The sequence below is a fragment of the Affinundibacterium danionis genome (assembly GCF_042432465.1).
Classification (GTDB): domain Bacteria; phylum Pseudomonadota; class Gammaproteobacteria; order Burkholderiales; family Burkholderiaceae_D; genus Undibacterium; species Undibacterium danionis.
In genome coordinates, this window is the sequence record NZ_JBHLXJ010000018.1 from 82,617 (window position 1) to 109,592 (window position 26,976).

The 26,976-nt window shown below is 46.0% G+C and carries 20 protein-coding genes; 9 read left to right on the top strand and 11 right to left on the bottom strand.

Annotated features, from left to right (window positions below):
- Nucleotides 1–27: 27 nt before the first annotated feature.
- From ACFFJH_RS16520 to ACFFJH_RS16530, 3 genes are all read right to left on the bottom strand, one after another.
- Nucleotides 28–1,383: a c-type cytochrome gene (locus ACFFJH_RS16520; protein WP_390214044.1), complete on the bottom strand. Its 1,356-nt coding sequence runs from the start codon at nucleotides 1,381–1,383 to the stop codon at nucleotides 28–30.
- Nucleotides 1,380–2,045, bottom strand: a complete 666-nt coding sequence (locus ACFFJH_RS16525; RefSeq protein WP_390214348.1) for a c-type cytochrome — start codon at nucleotides 2,043–2,045, stop codon at nucleotides 1,380–1,382. The genes ACFFJH_RS16520 and ACFFJH_RS16525 overlap by 4 nt, the downstream gene beginning before the upstream one ends.
- Nucleotides 2,046–2,275: 230 nt before the next feature.
- Entirely contained in the window at nucleotides 2,276–4,501 is a 2,226-nt protein-coding gene (locus ACFFJH_RS16530) for a carboxy terminal-processing peptidase (protein WP_390214045.1), read from the bottom strand.
- A gap of 583 nt (nucleotides 4,502–5,084) precedes the next feature.
- On the opposite strand from ACFFJH_RS16530, the gene ACFFJH_RS16535 reads away from it, so the two are divergent.
- From ACFFJH_RS16535 to ACFFJH_RS16545, 3 genes are all read left to right on the top strand, one after another.
- Entirely contained in the window at nucleotides 5,085–7,007 is a 1,923-nt protein-coding gene (locus ACFFJH_RS16535; RefSeq protein ID WP_390214046.1) for a PrkA family serine protein kinase, read from the top strand.
- 232 nt (nucleotides 7,008–7,239) lie between these two features.
- Nucleotides 7,240–8,508 carry a YeaH/YhbH family protein gene (locus ACFFJH_RS16540; protein WP_390214047.1) on the top strand — a complete coding sequence of 423 codons (1,269 nt, stop codon included), beginning with the start codon at nucleotides 7,240–7,242 and terminating at the stop codon, nucleotides 8,506–8,508.
- Nucleotides 8,509–8,526: 18 nt separating this feature from the next.
- Nucleotides 8,527–10,110 carry a SpoVR family protein gene (locus ACFFJH_RS16545; RefSeq protein WP_390214048.1) on the top strand — a complete coding sequence of 528 codons (1,584 nt, stop codon included), beginning with the start codon at nucleotides 8,527–8,529 and terminating at the stop codon, nucleotides 10,108–10,110.
- A 25-nt stretch (nucleotides 10,111–10,135) separates the two neighbouring features.
- Here the strand turns inward: ACFFJH_RS16545 and ACFFJH_RS16550 are convergent, their stop codons facing one another.
- Nucleotides 10,136–10,438 carry a hypothetical protein gene (locus ACFFJH_RS16550; protein ID WP_390214049.1) on the bottom strand — a complete coding sequence of 101 codons (303 nt, stop codon included), beginning with the start codon at nucleotides 10,436–10,438 and terminating at the stop codon, nucleotides 10,136–10,138.
- Between the two features lie 38 nt (nucleotides 10,439–10,476).
- Nucleotides 10,477–11,319, bottom strand: coding sequence for a YwqG family protein (locus tag ACFFJH_RS16555; RefSeq protein ID WP_390214050.1), 843 nt, complete (start codon nucleotides 11,317–11,319; stop codon nucleotides 10,477–10,479).
- Nucleotides 11,320–11,643: 324 nt separating this feature from the next.
- Here ACFFJH_RS16555 and ACFFJH_RS16560 point away from each other — a divergent pair, with 324 nt between their 5' ends.
- Nucleotides 11,644–12,552 carry an aspartyl protease family protein gene (locus ACFFJH_RS16560; RefSeq protein ID WP_390214051.1) on the top strand — a complete coding sequence of 303 codons (909 nt, stop codon included), beginning with the start codon at nucleotides 11,644–11,646 and terminating at the stop codon, nucleotides 12,550–12,552.
- Nucleotides 12,553–12,635: 83 nt separating this feature from the next.
- On the opposite strand, the gene ACFFJH_RS16565 is transcribed toward ACFFJH_RS16560, so the two are convergent.
- Together ACFFJH_RS16565 and ACFFJH_RS16570 are read right to left on the bottom strand one after the other, a co-directional pair.
- The gene (locus tag ACFFJH_RS16565; protein ID WP_390214052.1) at nucleotides 12,636–13,073 is read right to left on the bottom strand and encodes a hypothetical protein; all 438 of its coding nucleotides are present in this window, start codon (nucleotides 13,071–13,073) and stop codon (nucleotides 12,636–12,638) included.
- 39 nt (nucleotides 13,074–13,112) lie between these two features.
- Complete coding sequence (locus tag ACFFJH_RS16570; protein ID WP_390214053.1) at nucleotides 13,113–13,502, bottom strand: GFA family protein; 390 nt, start codon at nucleotides 13,500–13,502, stop codon at nucleotides 13,113–13,115.
- Nucleotides 13,503–13,723: 221 nt separating this feature from the next.
- Here ACFFJH_RS16570 and ACFFJH_RS16575 point away from each other — a divergent pair, with 221 nt between their 5' ends.
- Nucleotides 13,724–14,461: a polysaccharide deacetylase family protein gene (locus tag ACFFJH_RS16575; RefSeq protein WP_390214054.1), complete on the top strand. Its 738-nt coding sequence runs from the start codon at nucleotides 13,724–13,726 to the stop codon at nucleotides 14,459–14,461.
- 51 nt (nucleotides 14,462–14,512) lie between these two features.
- Here ACFFJH_RS16575 and ACFFJH_RS16580 read toward each other — a convergent pair whose 3' ends face one another.
- Nucleotides 14,513–16,036 (bottom strand): sensor histidine kinase, encoded by a 1,524-nt coding sequence (locus ACFFJH_RS16580; RefSeq protein WP_390214055.1) that lies wholly within the window; start codon nucleotides 16,034–16,036, stop codon nucleotides 14,513–14,515.
- A gap of 7 nt (nucleotides 16,037–16,043) precedes the next feature.
- Nucleotides 16,044–16,724, bottom strand: a complete 681-nt coding sequence (locus ACFFJH_RS16585; RefSeq protein ID WP_390214056.1) for a response regulator transcription factor — start codon at nucleotides 16,722–16,724, stop codon at nucleotides 16,044–16,046.
- Nucleotides 16,725–17,075: 351 nt separating this feature from the next.
- On the opposite strand from ACFFJH_RS16585, the gene ACFFJH_RS16590 reads away from it, so the two are divergent.
- Both ACFFJH_RS16590 and ACFFJH_RS16595 read left to right on the top strand, forming a co-directional pair.
- Complete coding sequence (locus ACFFJH_RS16590; RefSeq protein ID WP_390214057.1) at nucleotides 17,076–17,774, top strand: energy transducer TonB; 699 nt, start codon at nucleotides 17,076–17,078, stop codon at nucleotides 17,772–17,774.
- 86 nt (nucleotides 17,775–17,860) lie between these two features.
- Complete coding sequence (locus tag ACFFJH_RS16595; protein ID WP_390214058.1) at nucleotides 17,861–19,729, top strand: vWA domain-containing protein; 1,869 nt, start codon at nucleotides 17,861–17,863, stop codon at nucleotides 19,727–19,729.
- 115 nt (nucleotides 19,730–19,844) lie between these two features.
- Here ACFFJH_RS16595 and ACFFJH_RS16600 read toward each other — a convergent pair whose 3' ends face one another.
- Together ACFFJH_RS16600 and ACFFJH_RS16605 are read right to left on the bottom strand one after the other, a co-directional pair.
- The gene (locus tag ACFFJH_RS16600) at nucleotides 19,845–21,287 is read right to left on the bottom strand and encodes an HD-GYP domain-containing protein (protein WP_390214059.1); all 1,443 of its coding nucleotides are present in this window, start codon (nucleotides 21,285–21,287) and stop codon (nucleotides 19,845–19,847) included.
- A 187-nt stretch (nucleotides 21,288–21,474) separates the two neighbouring features.
- Entirely contained in the window at nucleotides 21,475–23,121 is a 1,647-nt protein-coding gene (locus ACFFJH_RS16605; RefSeq protein ID WP_390214060.1) for a hypothetical protein, read from the bottom strand.
- Between the two features lie 266 nt (nucleotides 23,122–23,387).
- Here ACFFJH_RS16605 and ACFFJH_RS16610 point away from each other — a divergent pair, with 266 nt between their 5' ends.
- Together ACFFJH_RS16610 and ACFFJH_RS16615 are read left to right on the top strand one after the other, a co-directional pair.
- A complete protein-coding gene (locus ACFFJH_RS16610) occupies nucleotides 23,388–25,733 on the top strand; it encodes an HzsA-related protein (RefSeq protein WP_390214061.1) in 2,346 nt (781 codons plus the stop codon).
- A 261-nt stretch (nucleotides 25,734–25,994) separates the two neighbouring features.
- A complete protein-coding gene (locus ACFFJH_RS16615; RefSeq protein WP_390214062.1) occupies nucleotides 25,995–26,963 on the top strand; it encodes a bifunctional riboflavin kinase/FAD synthetase in 969 nt (322 codons plus the stop codon).
- Nucleotides 26,964–26,976: the final 13 nt, after the last annotated feature.

The following is a 26,976-nucleotide window of genomic DNA, read 5'->3' on the forward strand; positions in this document are numbered from 1 at the left end:
AAATTACAACATCAAATGATCCATGGATCACTGATCTAAAGCGGCGGTGCGATAAGGATTTACCTCACTTGGACTCACGACTTCCCCTTTATTGCCCCAGGCGTTGCGGATATAAGTCAGGACAGTCGCGACCTCGCCATCGTCTAACACTGGCGCGAACGGTGGCATGCTATAAGGTCTGGGGTTTAGTTTGGTTGCGGGTACAAACCCACCTGAAAGTATCAAACGAATAGGGTTACTAACTGAGGCGATCTGAAGCGTGGCGTTGCCCTTTAAAGCAGGATAAACGCCCGGCACACCCTCGCCGCCTTTGCCGTGACAATCGAGACATTGTGCTTTATAAATTTTCTCGCCGCGCTCCATGATTTGCAACATCTGCTCTTTACTGACAGTTGGTCTAGCAATCGCACGATCTAATAGATCAGGGGCACTTTGTTGTTGCTGTGGCAGCGCGCGCAAATACGTCGCAATCGATCGCGCATCGGTATCGCTCAGATGTTGCAAACTCTGCTGAACCACTTCAGCCATAGGGCCTGCCACACTGGATTTCAAATTATTACCGCGCACCAGCAGCTGTGTCAGTTCTGCTTCGCTCCAATTGGGCAAATTCAATTCATTCGCTGACTGTAACGAAGGCGCATACCAATGAATCTGCGCCATCTCACCGCCGGAAAAATCAGCACTTCCCTGATTCGCTCCCAAACTATTGCGCGTACTGTGACAAGCACTACAATGTGCCAATCCGCGCACCAAATATGCGCCACGATTCCAATCCGCACTTTGCTGTGATTGATAATCTAAAGCGCCAGGTTTGAAATACAGGGCACGCCACAGAGACAGCGCGGCTCTTTGGTTATACGGAAAAGCCAAGCTATGCGCCGCATTTTCTTGCACTACCGCGGGCTGCGATTGTAGATACGCGTACATGGCATCCGCATCTTCACGCGAGACATGGGTGTAATTCACAAATGGAAAAGAGGGATACAACAAACGTCCATCTTTGGCTTTACCGTTATGCAGCGCATTCCAAAAATCTTCTGCGCTCCAGTCACCTATGCCCGTCTTTTTATCGGAAGTGATATTCGGCGTCACAAACTGTCCAAATTCGGATTGCATGACACGACCACCTGCAAAAGCCGCGCCACCACGCGCGGTATGACAAGCCATACAGTCACCAATGCGCACCAGATAGGCGCCTCGTTCCAACACCGTTGTCGGTGCTGACTTAGTGCCATTTTGTGTTTTTGAATCTTGACTGGACACAGTCAAGGCAGCGCTAGCGTAGCTATCGCCTAATGCATATCCATACCAGCCCAAAGCCAATAGGGACAAAAGCAGTAATAACAGCAGAGTCAATACTATTTTCCACACGCGTGAGATCATGGCAGGACACTCCCACAGGCGATAGGTAATTTGAATCCGGCAATGTCAGACTGACGCACGGCTTTGGTATCAGCAGGCATAGTTTGCGATGCTAGCCAAGCAGATACGGCGGCAATGTCATCTGCACTCAATTGTTTTGCAACGCTTTGCATACAGTCTGGCGCGTGAGCATGACGACTGCCCGTTTTCCAAGCGCCAAGTTGCGCCACCAAATAATCACGCGGCAAGCCTAGTAGTCCAGGAATAAAGGGCGCAACCCCTGTCATCTTTTCAGAATGACAGGCTACGCAAGCGGGAATTTTTTTGCCGACATCGCCCAGCTTCACCAAAACTCGCCCACGCTCCAACATGGACGCGTCAGCAATGCTAGCTTGTGGTGCGGCATAGGGAGGATTGAGTGAAGAAAAGTAACTAGCGATTTCCTGTAAATAACTATCAGTCAAATGCGCCACCATATAAGTCATCATCGGATAAGTACGCTTACCATCCCGAAAGTTGCGCAGTTGATTGTACAAATAGCCTTCAGGCTTGCCCGCAATGCGCGGATAAAAACCGTCGGTGGTCGCTCGCCCTTCTTGACCATGACATGCCACGCAGGCTTTGACACGCTGCGCCAAAGTATCGGGCACAACTTGGGCGGCGGCATTCATCGAGGCTAGCATGCTGACACTGCTCGCGAGCAAAGCGGCAATACAAATAATTTTCTTCATTGAGACGATCAACTCACATAAATGAAAACGCTTGATTGCTGTCACTTATTTAGCCTTTAAGGCTGTTCGGCGCATCAATCAAGCGTCTTCTTTTTTTACTACCAATTACCAATCAAAATTGCTTTGAGTTACTTTGAGTCACCTTAATACGGACGACAACAACAAATTAATTCAAACTAAAACTAATTAGCCTCTTTTTGCTTAGTGTTATTTTTCACTGTCGTTTTATCCGCCAAACGCTTATTCGATTTCAGCAACTCAATTTCATCACTCAAAATATTCGCCGCTTCGATCAGGAATACATCTTTTGCTTCTTTATTCGCTTTTTCCGCAGCCAATTCTGAAGCCAAACTACGTTCATTGCCTTGCAAGCCATCGTCTTGCGTCGAGACTTTTGCTACCGCATCTTTTTTCTCGGCAGGTTTGCCTTTGGAATCTAAAGTAGCGCGAATGGCTTCACGTTCTTTAATTTTCTTTTCACGTGTATCACGTTCAATACGACGCTCTTCTTCATTCAAAGAAATGTCTTTTTTCTCTTTTTGCTTTTTAAATTCCGCAATATCTTCATTGATGAATTGGAATTCTTTGTCTTTAGCAATACGCATTTCATGACGCATTTGCAGCATGGCTTGCACATCTTTCAAATTACCGACGGTATGATAATTTGCCGGTTTAATCTGCACCCAAGGCAAGGCATTGTCGTAGCTCGATTCGCCATAACTATCGGCATCCACAAAACTAGGATAAGCGATATCGGGTGTTACGCCACGCAGTTGCGTAGTACCACCGTTCACACGGAAAAACTGGGCAATCGTCATCTTCAAATCACCGTATTGCGGTTTCGCACTACGCGCCATTTGATCCAGACTGATCACCGTTTGCACGGTACCTTTACCAAAGCTGGTTTCACCGATGATCAAGCCACGACCATAATCTTGAATCGCCGCCGCAAAAATCTCTGAAGCTGACGCCGAGCCACGATTGATCAACACGCCCATAGGGCCATTCCAAGCAAGTACACCAGCGCTATCGCTCTCGACATGCACTTCGCCGCGAGAATTACGTTGCTGTACGACTGGGCCTTTACCTATGAACAAGCTGGTCAACTCCACCGCTTCATTCAAAGAGCCACCGCCGTTATCACGCAAATCGATGAGCACGCTATCGACTTTTTCTTTCTTCAATTCTGCCAACAGTTTTGCTACATCGCGGGTAGCGCTCTTAAAATCTTTATCGCCACGACGACGGGCATCAAAATCTTGATAGAAAGTCGGCAAAGCGATCACGCCAATACGACGCGTACCTTCAGCGGTTTTCACCTCTTGTATCGTTTTTTTAGCGGCTTGCTGTTCTAGTGTAATTTTATTCCGCACTAATAAAACGGTTTTGTGCGCGCCATCAGGACCGGCATCAGCTGGCAACACGTCCAGCAATACGGTCGTGTCTTTCGGGCCGCGAATCAGTTTTACCACGTCATCGAGACGCCAGCCCATCACATCGACTGGTGTGCTATCAGCTCCTTGGCCGACACCGACAATACGATCACCGACTTTCAATTTACCGGATAAAGCGGCTGGACTGCCAGGCACCATCTCACGGATGGTCGCCATCTCATCACGGTCTTGTAAAGTTGCACCTATGCCCGTCATCGATAAACGCATTTGGATATCGAAATCCTCTGCTGCCTTAGGGCCGAGATAATTGGTATGCGGCTCGACTGACATGGCATACGCATTCATAAAGAGCTGGAACACATCTTCGCTCTTTAATTTGTTCATGCGCGTCAAAGTCGATTCGTAGCGCTTATCTAAAGTGGCCTTAATCGCCGCTGGCTCTTTACCTGCCAGTTTTAGACGTAACCAATCATTCTTAACACGCTGACGCCACAGGTCACGCATCTGGTCGATGTTTTGTGGCCAAGGTTCTTTTTCACGTTGGTAGCGATACGCTTCTTTTTGGGAAAAATCAAAATCGCTGTTTAATAATTCACGAGCATAAGTCAGACGCTCTTTAAAACGCTGATGGTAGAGATTAAACATCGCAAAAGGCGTACTCAAATCTTGCGACAAAATCGCATCATCGAGCTTATTACGTGCATCATTGAATTGATCCACATCTGATTGCAGGAAAAAAATCTTATCCGCATCCAAAGACTTTAAATAGCGATCAAAAATCTTTTCAGACATCGCATCATCCAGCGGTGTCGCTTTGTAATGAAAACGGGTCAAGAATTCTGCGGCCATATTGGCGGCTTGAATTTGTTGTGCTTGAGGTTGAAAACTGAGGGGGGCGGCTGCCTGATTGGCGGCACTGACGGTCTTATTGTCTAGGGCAGAACTAGAATCTGCCAGTGCAAAATGGGTGGAGAGCGCTATAGCGACCATCATCCCGATAAAAGTTTTTTTCATCTTCATTCTCCAATGATTCGTATTTATCACACACGATTACACATCTTGCACCGGCTACACCACTTGCATAGATTGTGTCTATAAAATTCAATACAAATCAATAATTTCCATTGGCAAAATACGAATATCTTTATTCACATTTTACGATTACTGTGATGAGAATTCATAGTCCAACATCACCATCACGTTTCGCTAGCTGAGTCGGCATAAGTCGACTTTAATAAAATCTCCCTATCAAAGCTCAGCTACGACATTTGCACTCGCAGCATATCACTTGTTAGATGAATGCACAGCACACCCCCATTATTCTTCCATCGTTTTGACTAGATTTTTGGCAATTTTTTGTAACGATTTGTAGGTCAGACTCGTTTAAGTATCCTAAGTTCCATCTAAGTGAGGACTAAGTTGGCATAAGCAAGCATGAAATATGAGGTCATTTTCCGTTCTTATTTTGCGCTTAGATGTCACAAAATTTTGCCTGCAGATTTTTATTTTTCGCCTACACTAAATTTAGCCTCTTGATTTCACCCTGTCGGAATTACGCTGGTTCATCTTGAAATGCGCAAGTTTAAAGGAGATCAACATGAATATTTTTGACAATTATGCGGCCCGCTATGAAAAAACCCGCGAAGAGGAATATTCACTGCAAGAGTTTCTCGATCTCTGCAAAAAGAATCCCCTCGCCTACGCCAGCGCCCCAGAGCGTATGCTTGCCGCCATCGGTGAACCCGAAATTGTAGACACGCGTAACGATGCACGCCGTTCACGTATTTTCTCAAACAAAGTCATCAAAATTTATCCCGCATTCCGCGAGTTTTATGGAATGGAAGAAGTGATAGAACAAGTCGTTGCCTATTTCCGCCATGCGGCACAAGGTTTGGAAGAGCGTAAGCAAGTCTTGTATTTGCTCGGCCCGGTCGGCGGCGGCAAATCATCGATTGCAGAGCGCCTCAAATATTTGATGGAAAAAATTCCCTTTTATTGCATCAAAGGTTCACCGGTGAACGAATCGCCACTCGGCTTATTTAATGAAGAGGAAGACGGCGCCATTTTAGAAGAAGACTTTGGCATCCCCCGCCGTTATCTGAGAACTATTCCTAGCCCTTGGGCGGTCAAACGCCTGCATGAATTTGGCGGCGACATCAATCAGTTCCGCGTCGTACGTCGTTATCCTTCGGTATTAAAACAAATCGCCGTTTCCAAAACAGAACCAGGTGATGAAAACAATCAAGATATTTCTTCCTTGGTCGGCAAGGTCGATATCCGCAAACTCGAAGACTATGCACAAGATGATCCCGATGCGTACAGCTACTCTGGTGGTCTCTGCTTGGCGAATCAAGGTTTGATGGAATTTGTCGAAATGTTTAAAGCGCCAATCAAAGTGTTGCATCCCTTACTGACCGCAACGCAAGAGGGTAATTTCAAAGGCACGGAAGGTTTTGGCGCGATACCATTTGAAGGCATTATCCTCGCGCACTCAAATGAATCTGAATGGAAAACCTTCAAGAACAATAAGAACAATGAAGCCTTCTTAGATCGTATTTATATCGTCAAAGTGCCTTACTGCTTACGCGTCTCGGACGAAATTAAGATTTATGAAAAGCTGATACAAGGCTCTTCTCTGGCGAAAGCACCGTGCGCACCGGGCACTTTTAAAATGATGGCGCAGTTCGCGATCTTGTCGCGACTAGTTGAGCCAGAAAACTCCAGCATCTTTAGCAAAATGTTGGTGTACGACGGTGAGAATCTGAAAGACACCGATCCTAAAGCCAAATCACGCCAAGAATATGTTGACTATGCGGGTGTGGATGAAGGCATGAGCGGCATCTCCACCCGCTTCGCTTTCAAAATTTTGTCCAAAGTCTTTAACTTTGATAACACCGAAGTCGCCGCCAATCCTGTGCACCTACTCTATGTGTTAGAACAACAGATCGAACGCGAGCAATTTGCCCCTGAACTAGAACAAAAATATCTGTCGTACATCAAAGAATATTTAGCCGCACGCTACGCTGAGTTCATCGGCAAAGAAATCCAAACCGCGTATCTAGAAAGCTATTCTGAATACGGACAGAATATTTTTGATCGCTATGTCATCTTCGCCGATTTCTGGATACAAGACCAAGAATTCCGTGACCCCGACACTGGCGAAAGCTTTGACCGCGAAGCCTTGAATAGTGAATTGGAAAAAATTGAAAAACCTGCGGGCATCTCAAATCCCAAAGACTTCCGCAATGAGATCGTCAATTTCGTCCTACGCGCAAGAGCACAAAACGGCGGCAAAAATCCAACCTGGACCAGCTATGAAAAACTGCGTACCGTCATTGAGAAAAAAATGTTCTCGAATACGGAAGAGTTATTACCAGTCATTTCATTCAATGCCAAAGCCAGCAGCGACGACGCCAACAAACACCAAGAATTCGTCAACCGCATGGTGGCAAAAGGCTACACCGCGAAACAGGTTAGATTGCTGTGTGAATGGTATTTGAGAGTGAGGAAGTCGTCGTAGGGATCAAGGTGTTAAAGCCCCTCTCCCGCAAGCGGGAGAGGGGTTGGGGTGAGGGAGGTTAGGCAAGACTGAAATTATTATCAATGATAACAATTTCAGCGACTGAGGTTTGCAAGCAATGAGCAAACGGATATCTGAATCCCCCTCATCCCCAACCCTTCTCCCGCTTGCGGGAGAAGGGAGCAAAGGCAACGCCAAAGCAGCAAAAACAGAACTTGTTCGGGAGCACAAATTGGTACATCTAATCGACAGACGAGTTCAAGGTAAAAACAAATCGGCCCCAAACCGCGAGCGTTTTTTGCGTCGCTACAAAGGCCAGATCAAAGACGCCGTCACGCGCGCTACCAAAGGCCGTTCCATCACCGACATGGATAGCGGCGAGAAAATCGCGATCCCCGTCAAAGATGTGAATGAACCTAATTTTGGACACGCGCAAGGCGGCGTGTGGGAAAGCGTTAATCCCGGCAACGATCAATACCAAACGGGTGATCAGATCGAACGCCCCAAAGGTGGCGCAGGTAAAGGCCAGGGGCAAGCAGGCAATAGCGAAGAAATCAGCGAAGATGATTTTGTATTCCAAATCAGCCGCGAAGAATTCCTCAATTATTTTTTTGAAGATTTAGAGTTACCGAATCTGGTCAAAACCCAGCTTACCGCCATCACCGATTTTAAAAATCAACGCGCAGGTTATAGCACTACCGGCACGGCATCGTCTTTACACGTTTTGCGTTCATTACGTGGTGCCTTGGGTAGGCGTATCGCGGTAGGCGGCAAATCGAGTAAACGCTTGAAAAAAGCCGAAGAAGAACTAGCAAAATTACTCGCCGAAACCAGCGACAACCAAGACCCCAGAATTCTCGCACTGCGCCAAGAGATTCATCATCTGCGCACGCGTTTGCTCGCCATTCCCTTTATCGATCCTTTTGACCTGCGCTACAGCAATCGCATCAAAGTTCCTAAACCCAGCACGCAGGCCGTGATGTTTTGTCTACTCGATGTTTCTGGCTCTATGGATGAAAAGAAAAAAGATATCGCCAAACGCTTCTTCATTTTGCTCTATCTTTTCCTGCAACGCGCTTACGAAAAAATTGAAGTCGTCTTCATCCGCCATCACACTTCTGCGCTCGAAGTCGATGAGCATGAATTCTTTCACTCACGCGAATCAGGCGGCACCATCGTCTCCTCTGCGCTGCGCCTGTTGACCGAGGTTATACAAACCCGCTACGCCTCCAGCGATTGGAATGCCTACGTCGCACAAGCATCGGATGGTGACAACTGGGACAATGATTCCGTCATCTGCAAACAAATCCTGCTCAACACCATCATGCCCATGGTGCAGTACTACGCCTACGTCGAGATCACCGACGGCGAGCCACAAAATCTGTGGCAAGAGTATACACAAGTCAAAGAACAAAAGTCCCACTTCGCTATGCAAAAAATCGAGGAGCCTGCTGACATCTATCCTGTGTTTAGAGAACTCTTTAAAAAACAAAAAAAATGAGGCTGAGAGGACATTTTCATGAATAGCCACAACGCCGATCAAGATAAAAAAATTGAGGATGCGACAAGCAAACCGCGCAACCCACGACGCTTGCCAGATCAATCCGAATGGACGTTTGAACTAATCGAACAAGCCCACGAAGAAGTTGCGCGCGTTGCCAAACATTTTGAATTAGATACCTACCCAAATCAGCTAGAAATCATCACCGCCGAACAAATGATGGACGCCTACGCCTCGGTCGGTATGCCCGTCTCGTACAACCATTGGTCATTCGGTAAACATTTTTTATCGACCGAAAAAAGCTATAAGCGCGGTCACATGGGGCTGGCGTATGAGATCGTCATCAACTCAAATCCCTGCATCGCGTATTTGATGGAAGAAAACAGCCTGACCATGCAAACGCTGGTGATCGCGCACGCTGCCTATGGACACAACTCCTTCTTCAAAGGCAATTACCTATTCCGCACTTGGACCGATGCCGATGCGATTATTGATTACATGGTCTTCGCCAAACAATACATCAGCGATTGCGAACAACGCTATGGAATAGAAGCGGTCGAACTCTTAATTGACTCTTGTCACGCGCTACAAAACTACGGCGTAGATCGCTACAAACGACCTGCCAAAATTTCCCTCGCCGAAGAAAAAGAAAGACAAGAAGAACGCGAGCGCTATTTACAATCACAAGTCAATGATCTCTGGCGCACCGTCCCGCGTCGCGAAAATGTGGTGAGCGAAGAAGAAGTTCGTCGCTACCCCGAAGAGCCACAAGAAAATCTACTCTATTTCATCGAAAAATATTCGCCCTTGCTACAACCGTGGGAAAGAGAGATCATCCGCATCATCCGCATCATCCGCAAGATTTCGCAATACTTTTATCCGCAAAGACAAACGCAAGTCATGAACGAAGGCTGGGCGACCTTTTGGCATTACACGATTTTGTACCAGCTATTTGAGGAAGGCATCGTCGGCGATGGCTTCATGATGGAATTTTTGCAGAGCCACACCAATGTCATCTACCAAGCACCGGTCAGCAGCAAATACTACAATGGCATCAACCCGTACGCGCTGGGCTTCGCCATGATGAGCGACATCCGCCGCATCTGCGAACATCCGACCGAAGAAGATCGACGCTGGTTCCCCGATATCGCTGGCAGTGACTGGTTAAATACCCTGCACTTCGCCATGCGCAATTTCAAAGACGAAAGCTTCATCGCGCAATATCTGTCGCCTAAACTGATACGCGATTTTCACTTCTTCGCCATCTTAGACGACGACAGCAAAAAAACCCTCAGCGTCTCCGCCATCCACGACGAAGCCGGCTACCACAGCATACGCCAACAATTAGCGGGACAATACAATCTCGGCAATCGCGAACCGAATATCCAAGTCTGGTCAGTCGACCTAAAAGGCGACCGCGCCCTCACCCTACGCCACAATCAATACTTACGTCGCCCCTTAAACAATCAAACTTCAGAAGTATTAAAACACGTCGCGCGGCTGTGGGGATTTGATGTGTATCTAGAAACCGTGGATAGCAATAATCAGATTATTGCTACGCAGGAGTGTAAGTTGGAGAAGCGTAAGGGGCGGCGGGGGTGAAGCATAGCCAAAGCTTTTACTATGACTAAAACTCAACCACTTCAAAAGTGAGATTTGAGTCAGGACTATTTAACAAAATTTTAGATTGATATGCAATGCTAAGTTTTCGAGCTTTACTTAGAGGAATAAATCGCCAAATACCCACGCGTCGAATCGATTCTGCGTAAATATAAATAGGACTAATTCGCTTGGGAAGTTCATTTTGTATTTCCTGCCACGACCAAAGGCAGACTCCTTCATATCGACGTTTGCCATCAACAAACTCAAACTCTTCGCCACGATGAATTAAATAAGCAATTTGCATTAAAATCCTTTTGCGAATATTCATAATCCGTATCGTCTCAGCGGAATAAGTAGCTCGTCGAGTCAACCACATTGCAGTACAAGCCAACAACTCTCAAAATCATTTTGCTTTGCCTTTTGTTCTTGCACCCAAAAATAAATCCTTCCGCAATCTCCCCACATGACGCCCAAATCGTCATCAGAATCAAACTGAAACAACAATTTCCAATCTCTAGCACCTGATTCAAGTTTTTTTGCTGCGTCACTTTCATACCCCTCTACGCCACCAAGGTAGATTCCGTTTGACGCCAATTGAGATTCCAATTCCATATGATTACCTTGAACAGGTTTCGGATAACCTCCAACTTGATGATGTGAGCTGCTAACACCATCATCCCAATCAATATATGCATCGACCTCATCGTCAGAAAGGCAAAGTGCCTCTACAGCAGGATCATCAAAATTTGGAAGTATTTGTACCAATTTTGGCGAAACATAAATTTCGTTTAATCGACTCTCAGTAGTTAGATCCTCAGGATAACTAATTGTATTATTTGGCTCGGCTTGAAATATAACGCGCCATTTTCCCTTATCTTTTGGATCGAAGCCCCATGGCATTTCGACGATATCATAAAAGAACAAGAGCGAACCTCGATCTCCGAGCCAATCATATTGATACACTTTAGCAATTTCAGCCAAGTCTAATTGTCCAAGAAACGCTAACGGTTTTCCATTATCTCTAGGCCATTCAAATACACTACTGTTTGCAGTTGGTTGCCCACCAAATTTCGAATTTCTTTTCTCCACTGTTTTACACAGGCTTACAGCAGGACGCCTTATTTTTTCTAATTTGGGAGCCAAATTTCGATTAAGCTCGTCCAAATCCACTACAGGCTTTCGTTGAAACAATTTGTCAAAAAAATTCATTGTTTACTTTCCAAGAGATTCAACTTTAATTTTTGATGCATCCCAAATACGATTAATTTTATAGCCTTGTAGATACTGTCACCGAATTAGCTTAATTGATTGCTCGTAGTACCGCCGTCGATACGACTACATTTAACTGATCATGTCTGCATGAAAATTTATTCCCGATGAGAGAGTGTACTTCAATGAATGGGCGCATTCTACTCACACTTTGATGAAAGTTGCCGGTGTTAGCCATCGCTGTCGCGTTAATAGTCTTATCCTATTGAACCATTCTGAATCTCTTGAATCAAAGTAGGCACTCTATTTTTAGAAGATCACGTCATGAAGCTCCTTCAAGCCTGTTTTAATTTATCTATTTATTCTGCCCTGTTCACTACGTTGATAAACTTACCCGCGGCAGCAACGGAGCCGCTAAACAAGACTTTAAACATTCCGCTCAACTGGGATGAACGTGCTTCATTTTTTACGGTGGAATTGCTAGTCGCTGACAAGAAAATCAAGATGATGGTCGATACTGGTTCTAGTAATCAGGTTATTACCGAGAGCACCGCCAAGCTACTCGGCCTAGACTCATCCCAATTGCCAGTCGTCGCTACCGGTAAAGACCATGCAGGCAAGCCTGTTCCCATCAAGATGCAACCTGTCTTACAGGCTAGCCTTGCTGGGCATGCTATAGATCTAAAGACAGTTGTGATAATTCCCGACAACACTGAACTTGCAAAGCTAGGTGTGGCAGGCATGATTTCTCCTCAACTGGTCTTTGACAATCCTATCAAGCTAGACTTCAGTCAAAAACACTGGACAGTCAACCCAGCAAACAATCCTTTTCCTTTGGGTAAAACCAGCATCGCCTATTGGTTCAAGAAAAACAAACTATTCGCACCAATCGCAGTAGAAGGTAAAGACACTGTCTGGGGCATGATAGACACGGGTGCCGGCAGCAGCAAATTTGAGGCAGCGTACTTAGATCGTCAGCTAATAGAAGAAGACTGTGCTGTGCGCGGAGTTACTGGGTGTAGCAAGGGGCAGAAGAACACTACCCCAACCAAGCTAGAGTTTGGCGGCACTAAATTCACTTTGCCCGACGTCGTACTACTAAAAACGATACGACACAGTGACAAAGCGGATGAAAAAGCGCTAATAGGCATCGATATTTTGCGTTCTTGTAGCATCACTATCAACAAACGACTCGATGAGCAAATTGGGGTGACTTGTGACGAAACTCGTTAGTATCGAGTCGCAAATTTGACTTAATCCTGAATTCCTGATGAGGTTGCAATTACGCTTAACTAATCTCATTTAGTTTGTTAAGACTAGGCTCGTTTTTGGCTATGCACCATCCGAAACCCAAACACAAAACCAACACCAGCCATTCCCCACACAATGGCAGCCACGATCTCGAAGGTATTACGTAACTCAGGGTGATTGAGCATCAAAGGCCAGAGTATCAGGAACCGTATCAAGCAGACCGTCGCCATGCCAGCGAGTCCGGTGCGTAATAGCGGTAAGCGTTGTATCACGCCCAATGCAGAAAATGCATACGCTGCACAGATCGCCATTAATATAGTGATGATCATCGTGCTGACGGGTGCTAGCCATGTGCCTTCGCGTGCTGATTGCACAATCTGCGGTGGTGCGCCGAAATACGCGTACCACTCGGGGCCACCAAAGATCGCTGCAATGTGGATAGCAACGCCTATCAAGGCGATGACGCCGGCAAGATAAATCCAATATTTTGGAAAATTTTTCATGTCATTTGCGTGCTAAAGGGGAATAGGTATTTGTGTTCATCAAAACCAGTAATCAGCCACACATTTTCCATCGCGCGGCAAATCATCGAAGGTATCGAGCCCATCAAAATGATCAATCGGAATTTGCGCGACGGCATCTGGCTCTGCCAATCGTACATTGACGGCCATGCGACGTCGCCCTTGTTCGTCCAATTGCAAGCTACGCCAAAATACCGTACATCCGCAATGCGGACAAAAATGAAACGCGAGCGCTTTACCTCGTACATAGGCGCGTGTTTCTCCACTGGCGCTGATACCTTCATTCTCATAGTCGTATATCCACAGAACACCGTAACGACGACAAGCCGTGCAATTGCAAGCCGTGGCGCCATCTGGCTCGCCAGCAAAAGTCCAATGTACTGCGCCACAGAGGCAAGATCCTTTTATCATAGTGTTCTCTTTCAATCACTTTCAGCAGCTTGTAAAAGCATGACATTTGCACGTTCGTCATTTTAATCAATTAGCGGCAGATAAATATAAAATTCTTGATCGCGGCATCATGACAACCTATGATGGATTACTTTTTTCAGCGGCCCCAACCTCAGAAAGCTATTCCTATCAATTGTTGGCACACATCAGCTTTATCTAAGATTAATAAAATACCTGAACTTATGAAGATACCACTCTCGTTGATACTCTGCCTTTTACTATCAAGCTGGCAAACTGCGCAGGCTGCAAACTGCGATAAGAATAGTTTAGGTACGGCGCGCAGCATCACGCTAAAACGGGAAGCGGCGTGGTACGGTACCAAACAGCATCAGGCTCTGCCCCTAAATAAAAATGAAGTGGTGCTGACTTTTGATGATGGACCTTCACCAGAGAATACGCCATTAGTGTTAAAGGCACTGGCAGAAGCATGCAGCAAGGCGAGTTTTTTTATGATAGGCCAGCAACTGCAAAAACACCCTGCGCTAGCCAGACAAGTAAAAAATGCAGGACATACCACAGGGCTGCATAGTTTTAGCCATCAACGTCTAGTAACACTCAGCCCAGCAGATCAATTGGCGGATCTCAAGAAAGCACAGAAAATCTATCGTGACACATTTAACGAATCCGCACCCACCTATCGTTTTCCTTATTTGGAAGAGACTCCAGTTCTGCTTGATGCACTCAAAGCCAATAATATGACCGTCGCTTCCATTGATGCCACGATAGACGATTGGTTACCTGACGATACGACCGAGATTTTGCTCAAGCGTTTGTCGCAGAGTTTGGAAAAATCTGGCGGTGGCATCATTCTCATGCATGACGCCAATGCCATCACGGCAAAAGCCCTACCTGCTTTGCTCAGGCTGCTAAAAGAAAAGGGTTATAAAGTGGTGCATTTACAGTGGGAAAAAGCTGCTTGAGAATTTATGCAAATTGGCCAAAGTGATGCGCGTGGCGCACCCTACGATTTTTTAAGCCAACAGCGTCACTGGCAATTCAATCACAATATTCGTCCCCGCGCCGACCTGACTGGTCAAATCAAATTCACCGCCCCAGGCCAGTACCCGTTCACGCATGCCGCTGAGACCTACGCCATCGGCTACTTGTCTAGTATCAAATCCCTGACCGTCGTCGCTCACCATAATTTTCAATACGGATTGATCGGCGCTCATTTGTAGCGTGATTTCTACTTGTTTTGCCTGTGCGTGTTTGAGCACATTGGAACAGGCTTCTTGCACGATGCGGTAGGCTGAGATAGCAAGGTCAGGATCGAGTTGGGTGAAATCACCCTCTGAAGAAAACGTAAAATGACAATCTTCATGTGCGGCATTGTATAGACGCAGCATCTCTTCAATCGCGCCTTCTAGACCCAACATATCTAAAACTTCGGGGCGCAATCGACGAACCAAATTTCTACCGTTGGCATATAAATCCAGTGCCAGCTTAACCACCGCTTTTGCCCTGTCTTGTATCTCCTGAAATACCGGCACGTATCGCTCATCGCTTGCTGCTTTAGCTGCGATTTTAGCGATACGCTCTGATTCCAGACGTACTGCAATCAATGAGGCATTGAGCTCATCGTGAATTTCTATCGCGATGCTTTGGCGTTCGTTTTCCACGATGGCATTCACTTTATGAATTAGGCGGCGTTTTTCTGCATCCGCTTTAAGCGCTTCATTGCGTGAGGCGATTAATTCTTTGGTGCGCTCGGCCACCGTGTTTTCTAAATGTGTTTGAGATTGATGCAGGTTATGCGCCATCTCGTTGATCGAGTTTTGCAATTCGCCTATCTCGCCGCCATCTGAAATTTCAATTTGGGTTTCGGTGCGACCAGCACTGATATCACGCAAGGCTTCAATCGCACCGTGCATAGGTTTGGTCAAACTATTCGACAAATACCACGCCAACCAGGAACTGACTGAGAGCGCTAATACCGACATCAACATTTCGATGGCGAAGCGATAGCGTTGTTTGCTGAGTAAATAAGACTTAGTCATCGTTACCCGCACATAACCTAAGACTTGACTTTTTTCTTTTGAATTATCCAGTTTTGCCAACTCATCGGCGGTCTCGGTATGTAAATTGACCCACACCATATGGCGTCGAATCGGTAGTTCTACATAACTACTTTCTGGCTTTGCTTTACCGGCATTTTCTACATGACTGAGTTCTTTTTTATTGGCGTCAAAAATATCAATTCTGTAGATGCCGCGATCCGATTGGATCACGCTGTAAATCATGTGCTTGATGCCCTGCAAATTACCGGCGGTGATGTTGTATTCAATGCCGTCTGCCAAGGCGGTGGTAATGGTTTTTGCGCGGCTATTTAATTCCTCTTCGACTTCGGTGACACGAGCGTAATACGAATAAGAAACTAGCGAGAAAAATAAATACACCACGGGGAAAACAGCAATTACGGTCAAGCGTGTCCGTATACTCCAGCTACGCCATTGCAAAATGCTGGTCAGGACGCCTGATTTTTTATCGCTAGTCATGGTCGGACTACGGCTCGATCAAGCCATGTTTCATCGCGAGTTTGGTAATGAGCGCGGGTCGGTGTATGCCGAGTTTTTCTTTCACGGCTTGGCTGATATTGCTGATGGTTTTTTGTGAGAGATCGAGCTTTTCGGCGATCTCTACATTGGTTAAACCTTCTGCCATCAATTTGAAAATTTCCAAACTACGTTCATCCAATAAGGTTTGTGGTGAAGCATCGCCCCGCACCGAGAGATTGGCGAGACGTTCGGCGATCTGCGGCATGAAATACAGCTCGCCCTGACTCGCTCTTTGTACTGCAACGGCCAAATCGGCGGGATCACAGTCTTTGGTCACAAAGGCCTTCGCACCCAAACGATACGTCTCTTTAATCAAGGCATCTTGATCGAACTGGCTCAAAAATACAATTTGCGCTTCTGGCTGCTTTTCCAATATATGTTTAGCGGCATCTAAGCCTGTCATTTCTGCACCAAAGCGAATATCCAGCACGACCACATCGGGTTGCATGGCGACATATTGCTCAACGGCTTCTTGCGGTGTTTTTGCCTGCCCCACGACATCCATGCCTTCTGCCGCCAATGACATGGCAAACCCCGTCATCACGATGGGATGATCATCCGCCAACAGAACCCGAATCGTTTTATCTGAGCTTTTGTAAAGATTGCTGACCGATACCTGATTTGACATATTTTTCTCCTGATTCTATTTACTGGCATACCTCAGCATGCGCATTTATGGAAGTCATTTTACTAGTAAATAGTAATTTATTTGAGTTTTTTCGAATTTTTTTGCTAGTTACTAGCAAAATTTTTCCATTATTTTCCTAGTGTTAAGTCTTTGATTTGAAAGCAATAAGCTACAAATAGCGTTTTATTGACCAATTAAAAGCAAAGAAAATTCTAAAAATATCCTTTATTTTTGCTATTAACTAGCATATTATATTTCCAACGATGAGCAACAAAGATTCCAAAGCACGTCGTAAAACTAGCAATGGCGGTAAAAACTATTTTTTACAATTCACAAAATCAGGAGTTCATCATGGCTACTTACAACTTTGCTCAAGCGCAACTTGAGTATGCACAGTTTGGACAATCACGCTTTGAACAAACACCAAGAAAAAAAATGTCGTCTTTGTTGATTGCGGGTGCCTTACATGCAGTTGCACTGGTTTTTGGTCTGCAAGCGAGCAATGTCATTGACATACGCCAGCCGACCATCATCGACTATGTCAAGGTAACCCCTCCCTTAAAAATTGAAGAACCGCTGAAGCTGAAAGAACCACCTAAAACCATTCCGACGATTCCTGTGATTCAGCCGCCTATCATTGAGATTGCAAAAAATGACACGCCGACCATTACGGTCAAGCAAGATGACAAGCTTGAGCATAGGGATTTCGAACCCACGAAAGTAACGACTGGCGGTTCGGCTAAAGCCGAAGTTGCCACCGCGCGTGCACCTGTGCATATCGCCGCGCAGGTAGATTCGACAGCCTGCGAGAAACCAGAGTACCCCGCCAGCTCAATACGCAATGCTGAGGAAGGCACAGTGAATCTGGCAATGTTGATTGGTCTTGATGGGCGCGTATTAGAAAGCAAAGTAGAAAAATCCAGCGGCTCACGCGCACTCGACAAAGCAGCTATTCAAGGCCTGAGTTTATGCAAATTCAAACCTGGCTCTATCGACGGAGTACCAGAAAAATCTTGGGCCAAGTTGCAATACGTTTGGACGCTTAATTGAGTTTTATCTTGCGCTATTAAATATCGCCATATCAACCTTATCAGCCCCATCGGTCACATCAGCCTCTCAATCCAAAAGGAGCTAACATGAAAAACATCAAAAATCATCCACGATTAATTCAACGTAATACCCTTTTAATACTCGGTATATCTAGTATTTTGGCGGCCTGCAGCGCCTCTAACCAACTTGAATCGAATAACGATGCTAAAGCGAAAGCAGACGCGAATCACAGAGCTAATCTAGTGATGCAAACAGTAGACGAAATGCCCCCAATTCCTCAACAGGAATTACGCAAATCGGCAGGGAGACAACAAGCGCCCGAATATAGAACCATGCAGATCATGACTCCGTCGCCATCACCGGCGGCTCCGCCAGCTGTTTATATTCCACCATCAGAGCTGATGGTGACATCAAGCAAAACGGAGAGCTACGCCCCAGCGCTACGTGAAGCGCCTAAGATCAGCGTGCAAACTAGCGCACAAGACACAGCCAAATATCAAAGCTATCAAGAAAACAGTTGGAAGCGTGTTACCGAAGATCCCGTCTCTACATTTAGTGCGGATGTGGACACGGGTAGTTATGCCAACGTACGACGTTTTATACAGCAAGGTCAATTACCTCATCCCGACGCGGTAAGAGCGGAAGAGTTAGTCAATTATTTTTCTTACGACTATGCGCTGCCAAATAAGAATGACGCTCATCCATTCAGCGTCAACACGCAATTGACGGTTTCGCCTTGGAATGCAAAACGCCAATTGCTGCGCATTGCTATTAAAGGCAAAGACATCGCTAAAGAAAGTCTACCAGCCGCGAATTTGGTGTTCTTAGTCGATGTGTCTGGCTCTATGTCACCGCCAGATCGCTTGCCTTTAGTCAAAAGTGCTTTAAAACTTTTAACGGCACAATTAAGAGCGCAAGATCGTGTCAGCTTGGTCACTTATGCGAACGGCACACAAGTCGTACTGACGCCGACACCGGGGAATCAGAAAGACAAAATCAATTTGGCGATTGATCAATTGTCGGCGGGAGGTGGCACCAATGGCGAAGCCGGTATCAAACTCGCTTACGCACAAGCGCATGCAGCGAAAATTAAAGATAGCAAAGACAGTATTAATCGCGTCTTGTTGGCGACCGATGGCGATTTGAATATTGGTATCACCAACGATAGAGATTTAAAGTCTCTGGTTGAACGCGAACGTAAAGCAGGTATTAGTTTAAGCACCTTAGGCGTAGGCGATAGCAATTACAACGAAGCATTGATGAAAAAACTGGCTGACAATGGCGATGGCAGTTATCACTATTTAGACAGTCTGCAAGAAGCGCATAAAGTGCTAGTCAATGAATACACCTCAAGCTTAGCGACCATCGCCCAAGATTTAAAACTACAATTGGAATTCAATCCTGCCCTCGTTAAAGAATATCGTTTGATAGGCTATGAATTACGTGCGCTGGCTCGTGAACAATTCAATGACGACAAAGTAGATGCCGGCGATATCGGCTCTGGTCATACGGTGACCGCACTGTATGAAATCGTGTCACAAGGAAGCAAGGGCAATGTTGATCCTTTGCGCTATCAAGCCGACAAAGCGATTCAGGGCAACAGCAAGCAAGAACTCGGGTGGTTAAAACTCCGCTACAAAACCCCTGGAAGTTCACAAAGTCAATTGATAGAAACACCGATACAGCAAGCGAGCCTGTCGCCGAACATCCTCGCCGCAGATCAGGATTTTCGTTTCGCGACTGCGGTTGCTGCTTGGGCGCAATGGCTGCGCGGTAGTAGTCTGATAGAGAATTTTGGACCTAAAGAGATTCTGGCATTGGCCAATTCAGCACGAGCCAATGACCGCTTCGGTCATCGCGCAGAATTCGTGAGATTGGTTGAATTGTCTTCTGCCTTACATCACGCTCAGGGGGCGCGGGAGAATTTAAATTCGGATGGTCAGGCTAACGAATAATACAAAAGTCTGAACTAATACAACTAGGCAGCTACAAATAAGAAAAATCCAGTGAGCCTCTACAAGAACGCTCACTGGATTTTTCTATCTATACAGGACTTACGCAAACTAGATACTAAACATGATCTAACTTAGCAATTGCCACTTTCAAAGCCTCAAAGCAACGGACATCAATCGCCGTATGCAAATTCTCCGCCATCATTTCCAAGGTTTTAGGAATGGGAATAGCACCACGATACGGACGCTCTGCGGTAATCGCATCGAAGATATCGGCGGTAGTGATAATGCGCGTTTCTAAAGCAATCTCGTCACCCTTCAATCCGCGTGGATAACCAGTGCCATCTAATTTTTCGTGATGTGAAGCCGCCACTTTTGCCAATTCAGAAAATACCGAAATCCGCGACAAAATGGTTTCGGTATAGCTCGCATGTAACTTCACTTCATCCCACTCCGAAATGTCGAGTTTTCCAGCTTTATCCAAGACACTATTACTGACGCCCAGTTTGCCTACATCGTGCAACAAGGCACCACGTTTTAACCAACGTCGCCTTTCTGGACTGAGTTCTAAGGCTTCGGCAATCATATCTGTGTACAAGGCAACGCGTTCGCTATGACCGCTGGTGTAGGGACTTTTAGAATCAACTACCTGCCCAAATGCGGCTGCAATATCATCCAAATAATCATCATCAACTGGCACTTCGTGCGCGCGAGGTTCCAAAGTCAACACCTTGCTACCAATATCTTTCGCATTCAGTGCATGCCAAAATTCGGGATTTTTTGCGACACGTTCAAAAGCATCAGTCAAAATCGGATCAAACCAAACACCAGATCGTTCACGTATTTCAGCCAAGGCGGCCTCTGGACCATCGGCGATTTGAAACACATCAATCACTTGCGCCAACAAAGCGATACGGGCAAAAATAGGAATCGCTTCGCCGCGCAAACCTTCCGGTTTTCCATGTCCATTAAAATGTTCATCGAGACTATAAATGCCGAGCGCAACATCTTCAGAAAAGCGCAACAATCGGGCAATCTCGGCACCGCGTTGACAACGGGTGGCGATCAATTCATGCGCGATATCGCTGCCATCGCGCAAGATCGTCAGTACGCTACGAAAACGCTCAGCGAGACCCGCCTTAAGACCTGTGTGTTTCAAAACAAAATGTAAAACCTGCGGCAAGCTATCACCGACGGTTTTGAAATCACGTTTAAATTGCAAATCATCAGTCAGATAAAGTTCGCAAATACGCGCCGCATTGCTACTACAACCAAGGTCTTTTAACAACAAGGTGTAATACAAATCCCACAATTGATTTTCGGGTAAATTGATCTCGCGACCTATGTGCATACCTATCCAACAGCAACGTATGCAATGTCCTTCGGGCTGACCTTCAGTAATATCCAAGGCGTGACTCAGTGCGCTGATTAGTTCGGATAATTTGATACCGGCGAGTTGCTCTGCATTCCGTGTTGGAATCCTTGTCGGATTCGGCGTCACATTCGGAGCTGACCTTTGACCAAGTTGCGAACCGAACTCGGTAGCGTTATTGATCGACATTTGACTATTACCTCTTGCGTTAATTCTGATCATCCTGACACTATAGAAGATCGGAATGAAGACTCAAACAAGAATACATCAAATTAAAAAAATTTGCCGGACAGAAACCAATCTACCCGGCAATTATTGTGTTTTGGGGTTTTATGTTTTGCAATATTTTGATGAGTGGCATTATCAACTACATATTCTATTTTCCAATCGCAAATAACACCGCATTATTAATTGCGTACACCTTACCGTCGGCACCTATTGCCGTTGGCGTATAAGATTCACCTAGACCACTGGTTAAACGTATTTTTTCACTCAGTTTATTCGTGGTCAAATCCCAGCGATACAAGATACCGTCTTCACTATTCACGATCACCGATTTCGTGAACGGATCGACTGCTGCGGTATTGACACACCATTCGATGAATCCACCAGGAACCGCCGGATCTGGCGTTGGTCCTAATAGCGTTAAAACTTCCTTCATCGTTTTTACAGGCGACATTCTATCCACTTGCTCTGCGAACGGATCGATAATCGCAATTTCATTCAAACCATTACCTGAGCCCGCCCTTTCATAATTGTTATATTTCACCATTAATAAATAAGGCGAACTTCCTTTGTAACTCGCCACCAAATTCGCTGGCACTAACGATGGCGTGATATCCCAACCAAATGAACCTGGTGTTTTAGTTTGCGACAAATCGGCGTTGAAGTGTAATAACCAACCACGCGCATTGTGCGTCCCATAAGTTTGTTCTAAAACGCCGATATACACATCACCATCGGGCGCAACCAAAGGTGATGCGGTACTGTCGTCGGAAATATTGGCTGGGCCCTTTTCATTTGGATCAATTAATTGAACCTTGGATTTCAACGCGAGACTAGTGCTATCGAGCGCTAGCAAATAGCCGGTCTGTCTCACCCCGGTAGCGATATTGTCGTTGGCTACAACATAAATGGTCTTTTGGTCTTTCGAAACTGCAATCGCACTATTGGTCGCGGCTTTTGCAACAGCCGCAGTACCAGCCGCGCTTGCAACACTGACCCACGTCCCTTTGCCATCAGCACCAATGCGCGCTATACCACTACTTAATCCAGCAGGATTACCTGGCGTCGCAATAAAACCAAAGTAAATATTATTTTGCGCATCGCTGGTAATCGGGGTATTAATCGTAACAGCCTTGTCTAATGCAGCTTTGTTGACGGTGTACATAGTATCGCCATAAAACACCAAAGACTTAAAGTTTCCCGCCGCGGCATCCGCATCATCTCGATATAAAATCTTGCCGCCAGCGCCTGGAGCGAGGACGCGATTATTGGCACTCAATGTCGCGTTATAACTCGGAGTCCAACGAAATGCTGGCATCACATAATCGGTATTTTCAGACCAAATCAAAGCACCATTATCGGCCGATCGAGCTTCAATTCGGTACGTAGGATTTGTGCTCGTTTTCACTGGCAAGATAACCGTATTCTTTGCCGTGATTACAGGCGATCCATAATGGACTAAAAGGTAGCCTTGTGCATTATATTGCGGGGCCATGTCGACCGGCGTCTGCCACACAATACGAGAAAAAGCTTGAGTAGCGACACCTGAGAGCGCTTCATGTTGTGCATTACCACCAAAACTCATCCATGGCGGACCAACGACATTAGGATTACCAGTGCCGGAGCCAGGATTAGTACCAGTACCTGTTCCACTGTTGTTAATTGGCGGCACACTACTAGTCGATCCACCGCCGCAGGCAGCCATAATAAGACCAAGCAACAAGAGTGAAGCGATACTTAAAGCATAAGGTCGCAGCTGCTTCTTTTTACTTTTCATTCCTAAATCTAGCTCTGACATTTTGTCTCCTCAATTTGAGATGCTGCAATTTACGTTCTTGTTAGGGTAATTTTTATTATTTTTTTTGTTTGTCTTTAAAGACAATCAAGATTGACTCAAGTTTTCAAAAAATTCAAGTGCATTCGTCCCAAAGCGCCACAATCCTATAAAGATTCGAGTGCGAAGTATCGTGGGTCTGCGATAATTCAAAGTACATATTCAAGACTTGTATTGAAGGCTCATATTGAAGACTCACATGTATGCTCAATCGTCAGCGCCCTACTCTTATGCCTAAGACTCTTGCTTGTTTCAAAATTCCATTGCACAGCGTCCCCAATTTACCATTCACCAGATTAAAAAGTGTGCCATGTGATCGCTTGCTGCTAAGCATATTGTGCCTATGTTTGCTCAATGCCTGTCAGCGCACACCAACTGAGACTGAATCGGCACATACCCTACCCAATTCAAAAGCTGAAGTGACTGCTCATTCTGGCTTAGCACAAAATTTAGCACCAGAAATACTCGAGCGAGCTACACCAGATACACGCGCCTATCCAATTTTATTTGTCACTCAAGTGCCGCTTTCTAGCGACAAAAATGGTCGCCTATCTGCCTTTGCCAATCACATGACACGCCCCGATCAAGTACCGCGCGGTGGCGATTTAATGTTGCATTATCCTGATGGTAGCGCCAGAAATTTGACTAAAGAGGCCGGACTCGGAATGGATGGTCTGCAAGGAAAAAATGCTATTGCGGTGCGTGAACCTGCGGTACATTGGAGTGGAAAAAAAGCGCTGTTTAGCCTACTACTGAGCGCACCTCTCAAGGGTGAAGCGGTAGACCAATCACGCTGGCAAATCTACGAAATCAGTGGGTTAGAAAAAGGACAAAAAGCACGCATACAAAAAGTCGCAGCACAAGATACACGTTATAACAATTTATCGCCGATCTACGCTAGCGACGACAGTATTATTTTTACTTCAGATCGACCACGCAATGGTGAAGCGCATCTCTATCCGCAATTAGACGAATACGAAGCCACCGCGAGCACGACCGGTGTTTGGAAACTGCATCAAGGTAAATTGCAACTACTAAGCCCCACACCGAGCGGCGCATTCAATCCCTTGATCGATAGCTATGGTCGCCTCATTTTTACTCGTTGGGATCATCTGCAACAAGATCAATTAGCAGATCGAGATCGCGACGCGGTGCGCAATCAGGTTGCCCTGCCTTTTCGCTCATTTAATTATGCAGATGAATCAAACAATGCGAGGAAGCTCGATAGCCGTGATGAATTCTTTCCTGAATCACGCGTTGGCAGCCAAAGTGTGTATGGTGAAGTCAGCGCATTCCGCAGCAACTTTTTCACGATTTGGCAAATTAACCAAGACGGTAGCGCCGAAGAAACCTTAAATCATGTCGGCCTGCATGAATTAAGCTATGGTTTTTTGACACCCAGTTTTCTGCAAGACGCCAATTTGAGCAATAAGACTGACCAAAACTTACACCAAAATCGACTAGCTTTACGACGTGAAGGTGGACTATTTCAACTACAAGAAGATCCACTACAGGCAGGCACGTTCTTCGGAATTAACGCCAGAGAATCGGGTTCTTTTGCCACTGATAGCATCGTCAAAGTCCAAGGCGACCCTCGTTTGAATCCAGAACAAATGCAAGTCATCGCAGTGACACCCATCAACAAAAGCGACAATCTCGCAGATGGTCGTTATCGCAATCCCCTACCACTGGCGAATGGTGGCTTAATATCCAGCCACACCTCAAATCAACTACCTCCTGAGCCAGAGACCAGCTTAAATAATTTACGCCTACGATTTCTTAGCCTAGACTCAACAAATAATTTATACAAACCTGGCGCTTATTTGACCAAAGGCATAAAAAAGAAAGTGTCGTGGTGGGATGGCAAAAAAATGCAAAGCTTCGACGGTAATTTATGGGAATTAGAAGCGGTTGAAGTTCGTCCCCGCCAAGCGCCTACCAATAAGTCGGCGCCATTAGACACGCCCGAACAAGCCGTACTCGCAGAAGCTCAAGTGGACGAACAGAGTTTACGTGATTGGCTACAAAAAAACCAACTTGCCTTAATCATTACGCGTGATCAAACTAGCCGCGATCGCGCTGATTTGCAGCAGCCATTCAATCTGGAAGTTCCTGGTGGCGTCAAAACGCTATCGGCCAAAAATTCCAAAGGCAAACTATATCAAATTAGCCATTTTCAAATTGTGCAAGCCGAACAATTACGCGCCTACCCTGACCGTCCAGGTCGTCGCAATCTAGCACGCCCCTTGGAAAATCTGCACACTCTAAATCAAAGACATAACGACAACAAAGCGTCTAACAGAGCGTCTATCACCGGTGCAGTCAAAATCGCCCAAGATGGCTCCACTGCGGTACTGGTTCCATCAGGCCGGGCTTTGAGCTGGCAAACCACAGACCCGCAAGGCAATCCCGTCGTCAGAGAGCGTAACTGGATTAGCTTTAAAGCCGGTGAAATTCGGGTTTGTGCCTCTTGCCATGGCGTGAACACCCGTAATCAAGCAAATTTCCCAGCGCCTATGAACCAAGCTTTAGCATTCAAAGAATTTCTTAATTCATGGAAAAATCGCGATAAATAGGCTTAAATTCAGTCAACTACAATCATTTTAAAGAAATCAACGCCAATAAAGTAAGTCTGTGCAGATCAACAAATGAATAAGCGAATTATTGCGATGCAAAAACCGCTAAATTCAGAGTGAAAAGCCTTTATAATCAAAGGTTTTTGTTATCCTATTTACTGTCTAGCTAATGGCTTTCTGGTCATCACTTACAAAAACGCCTACAAGACAGGCAACTTGGCTTTCAATTTACACAAGAATTTACATAAGATTTTTTGACCTATGAAGGTTTTCCGTGGACTCCCCAATGCTGCAGCGCGCGCACCTTGCGCTCTCGCGATTGGTAATTTTGACGGCGTACATCTCGGACATCAAGCCCTCTTGTCCGACTTGCGCGCAGCCGCCACGCGTCTAAATATCGAAGCAGCGGTGATGAGTTTTGAACCACATCCACGCGCTTTCTTTGCTCACATGATGGGCGACTTATCAAAGGCCCCCACTCGTATCGCCAATTTACGTGATAATTTATCGGCACTGGATTTGGCGGGCGTCGATCGCGTCATCGTTGAACATTTCAATGCTCACTTTGCCGCACTAAGTCCAGAAGAATTTATACAAAAAGTCTTAGTCGAAGGCATGCACGTCAAGCTGGTGATGGTTGGCGATGATTTTCGTTTTGGTGCCAAACGGGCTGGCGACATCAACACATTGATAAAAGCCGGACAACATTATGGTTTTGAAGTGCAGACCTTAAGCACCGTAGAACGCGAAGGTAAACGCATCTCATCCTCGGCTGTACGAGCTGCCTTGGCGGCAGGTAATTTCAATGAAGCACAACATTTACTCGGACGTCCTTACCAAATTTCTGGTCACGTTGTGCATGGTCAAAAGCTAGGCCGCACATTAGGATTTCCAACTTTGAATTTACGCATCGCCCATCACAAACCAGCCGTGATGGGCATTTTTGTGGTGCAAGTACATGGTTTGAGTGAACAGCCTTTGCCTGCGGTCGCCAGCATGGGTGTCCGCCCCACGGTGGATGATAGCGGTCGGGTATTACTCGAAACACACATTCTCGATCAACAAGTCGACGCTTATGGCAAGGTCATCCACGTCGAGTTTTTACAAAAGCTGCGCGACGAAGAAAAATATGTCGACTTAGCGACCTTAACTGCCGCGATCAACCGCGATGCCGATCAAGCGCGTAGCTATTTCAAGCAACGCAACGGCTCCGCTACAGACCGAATTTGAAGGACGCCTAGCG

What these genes read in the sequence shown, in the direction of transcription:
- ACFFJH_RS16535 (WP_390214046.1), top strand. Translation starts at nt 5,085, where the DNA reads ATGAATATTTTTGACAATTATGCGGCCCGCTATGAAAAAACCCGCGAA.
- ACFFJH_RS16575 (WP_390214054.1), top strand. Translation starts at nt 13,724, where the DNA reads ATGAAGATACCACTCTCGTTGATACTCTGCCTTTTACTATCAAGCTGG.
- ACFFJH_RS16595 (WP_390214058.1), top strand. Translation starts at nt 17,861, where the DNA reads ATGAAAAACATCAAAAATCATCCACGATTAATTCAACGTAATACCCTT.
- ACFFJH_RS16590 (WP_390214057.1), top strand. Translation starts at nt 17,076, where the DNA reads ATGGCTACTTACAACTTTGCTCAAGCGCAACTTGAGTATGCACAGTTT.
- ACFFJH_RS16530 (WP_390214045.1), bottom strand. Translation starts at nt 4,501, where the DNA reads ATGAAAAAAACTTTTATCGGGATGATGGTCGCTATAGCGCTCTCCACC.
- ACFFJH_RS16580 (WP_390214055.1), bottom strand. Translation starts at nt 16,036, where the DNA reads ATGACTAGCGATAAAAAATCAGGCGTCCTGACCAGCATTTTGCAATGG.
- ACFFJH_RS16565 (WP_390214052.1), bottom strand. Translation starts at nt 13,073, where the DNA reads ATGAAAAATTTTCCAAAATATTGGATTTATCTTGCCGGCGTCATCGCC.
- ACFFJH_RS16545 (WP_390214048.1), top strand. Translation starts at nt 8,527, where the DNA reads ATGAATAGCCACAACGCCGATCAAGATAAAAAAATTGAGGATGCGACA.
- ACFFJH_RS16605 (WP_390214060.1), bottom strand. Translation starts at nt 23,121, where the DNA reads ATGTCAGAGCTAGATTTAGGAATGAAAAGTAAAAAGAAGCAGCTGCGA.
- ACFFJH_RS16615 (WP_390214062.1), top strand. Translation starts at nt 25,995, where the DNA reads ATGAAGGTTTTCCGTGGACTCCCCAATGCTGCAGCGCGCGCACCTTGC.
- ACFFJH_RS16600 (WP_390214059.1), bottom strand. Translation starts at nt 21,287, where the DNA reads ATGTCGATCAATAACGCTACCGAGTTCGGTTCGCAACTTGGTCAAAGG.
- ACFFJH_RS16550 (WP_390214049.1), bottom strand. Translation starts at nt 10,438, where the DNA reads ATGAATATTCGCAAAAGGATTTTAATGCAAATTGCTTATTTAATTCAT.
- ACFFJH_RS16520 (WP_390214044.1), bottom strand. Translation starts at nt 1,383, where the DNA reads ATGATCTCACGCGTGTGGAAAATAGTATTGACTCTGCTGTTATTACTG.
- ACFFJH_RS16585 (WP_390214056.1), bottom strand. Translation starts at nt 16,724, where the DNA reads ATGTCAAATCAGGTATCGGTCAGCAATCTTTACAAAAGCTCAGATAAA.
- ACFFJH_RS16525 (WP_390214348.1), bottom strand. Translation starts at nt 2,045, where the DNA reads ATGCTAGCCTCGATGAATGCCGCCGCCCAAGTTGTGCCCGATACTTTG.
- ACFFJH_RS16570 (WP_390214053.1), bottom strand. Translation starts at nt 13,502, where the DNA reads ATGATAAAAGGATCTTGCCTCTGTGGCGCAGTACATTGGACTTTTGCT.
- ACFFJH_RS16555 (WP_390214050.1), bottom strand. Translation starts at nt 11,319, where the DNA reads ATGAATTTTTTTGACAAATTGTTTCAACGAAAGCCTGTAGTGGATTTG.
- ACFFJH_RS16560 (WP_390214051.1), top strand. Translation starts at nt 11,644, where the DNA reads ATGAAGCTCCTTCAAGCCTGTTTTAATTTATCTATTTATTCTGCCCTG.
- ACFFJH_RS16610 (WP_390214061.1), top strand. Translation starts at nt 23,388, where the DNA reads ATGCCTAAGACTCTTGCTTGTTTCAAAATTCCATTGCACAGCGTCCCC.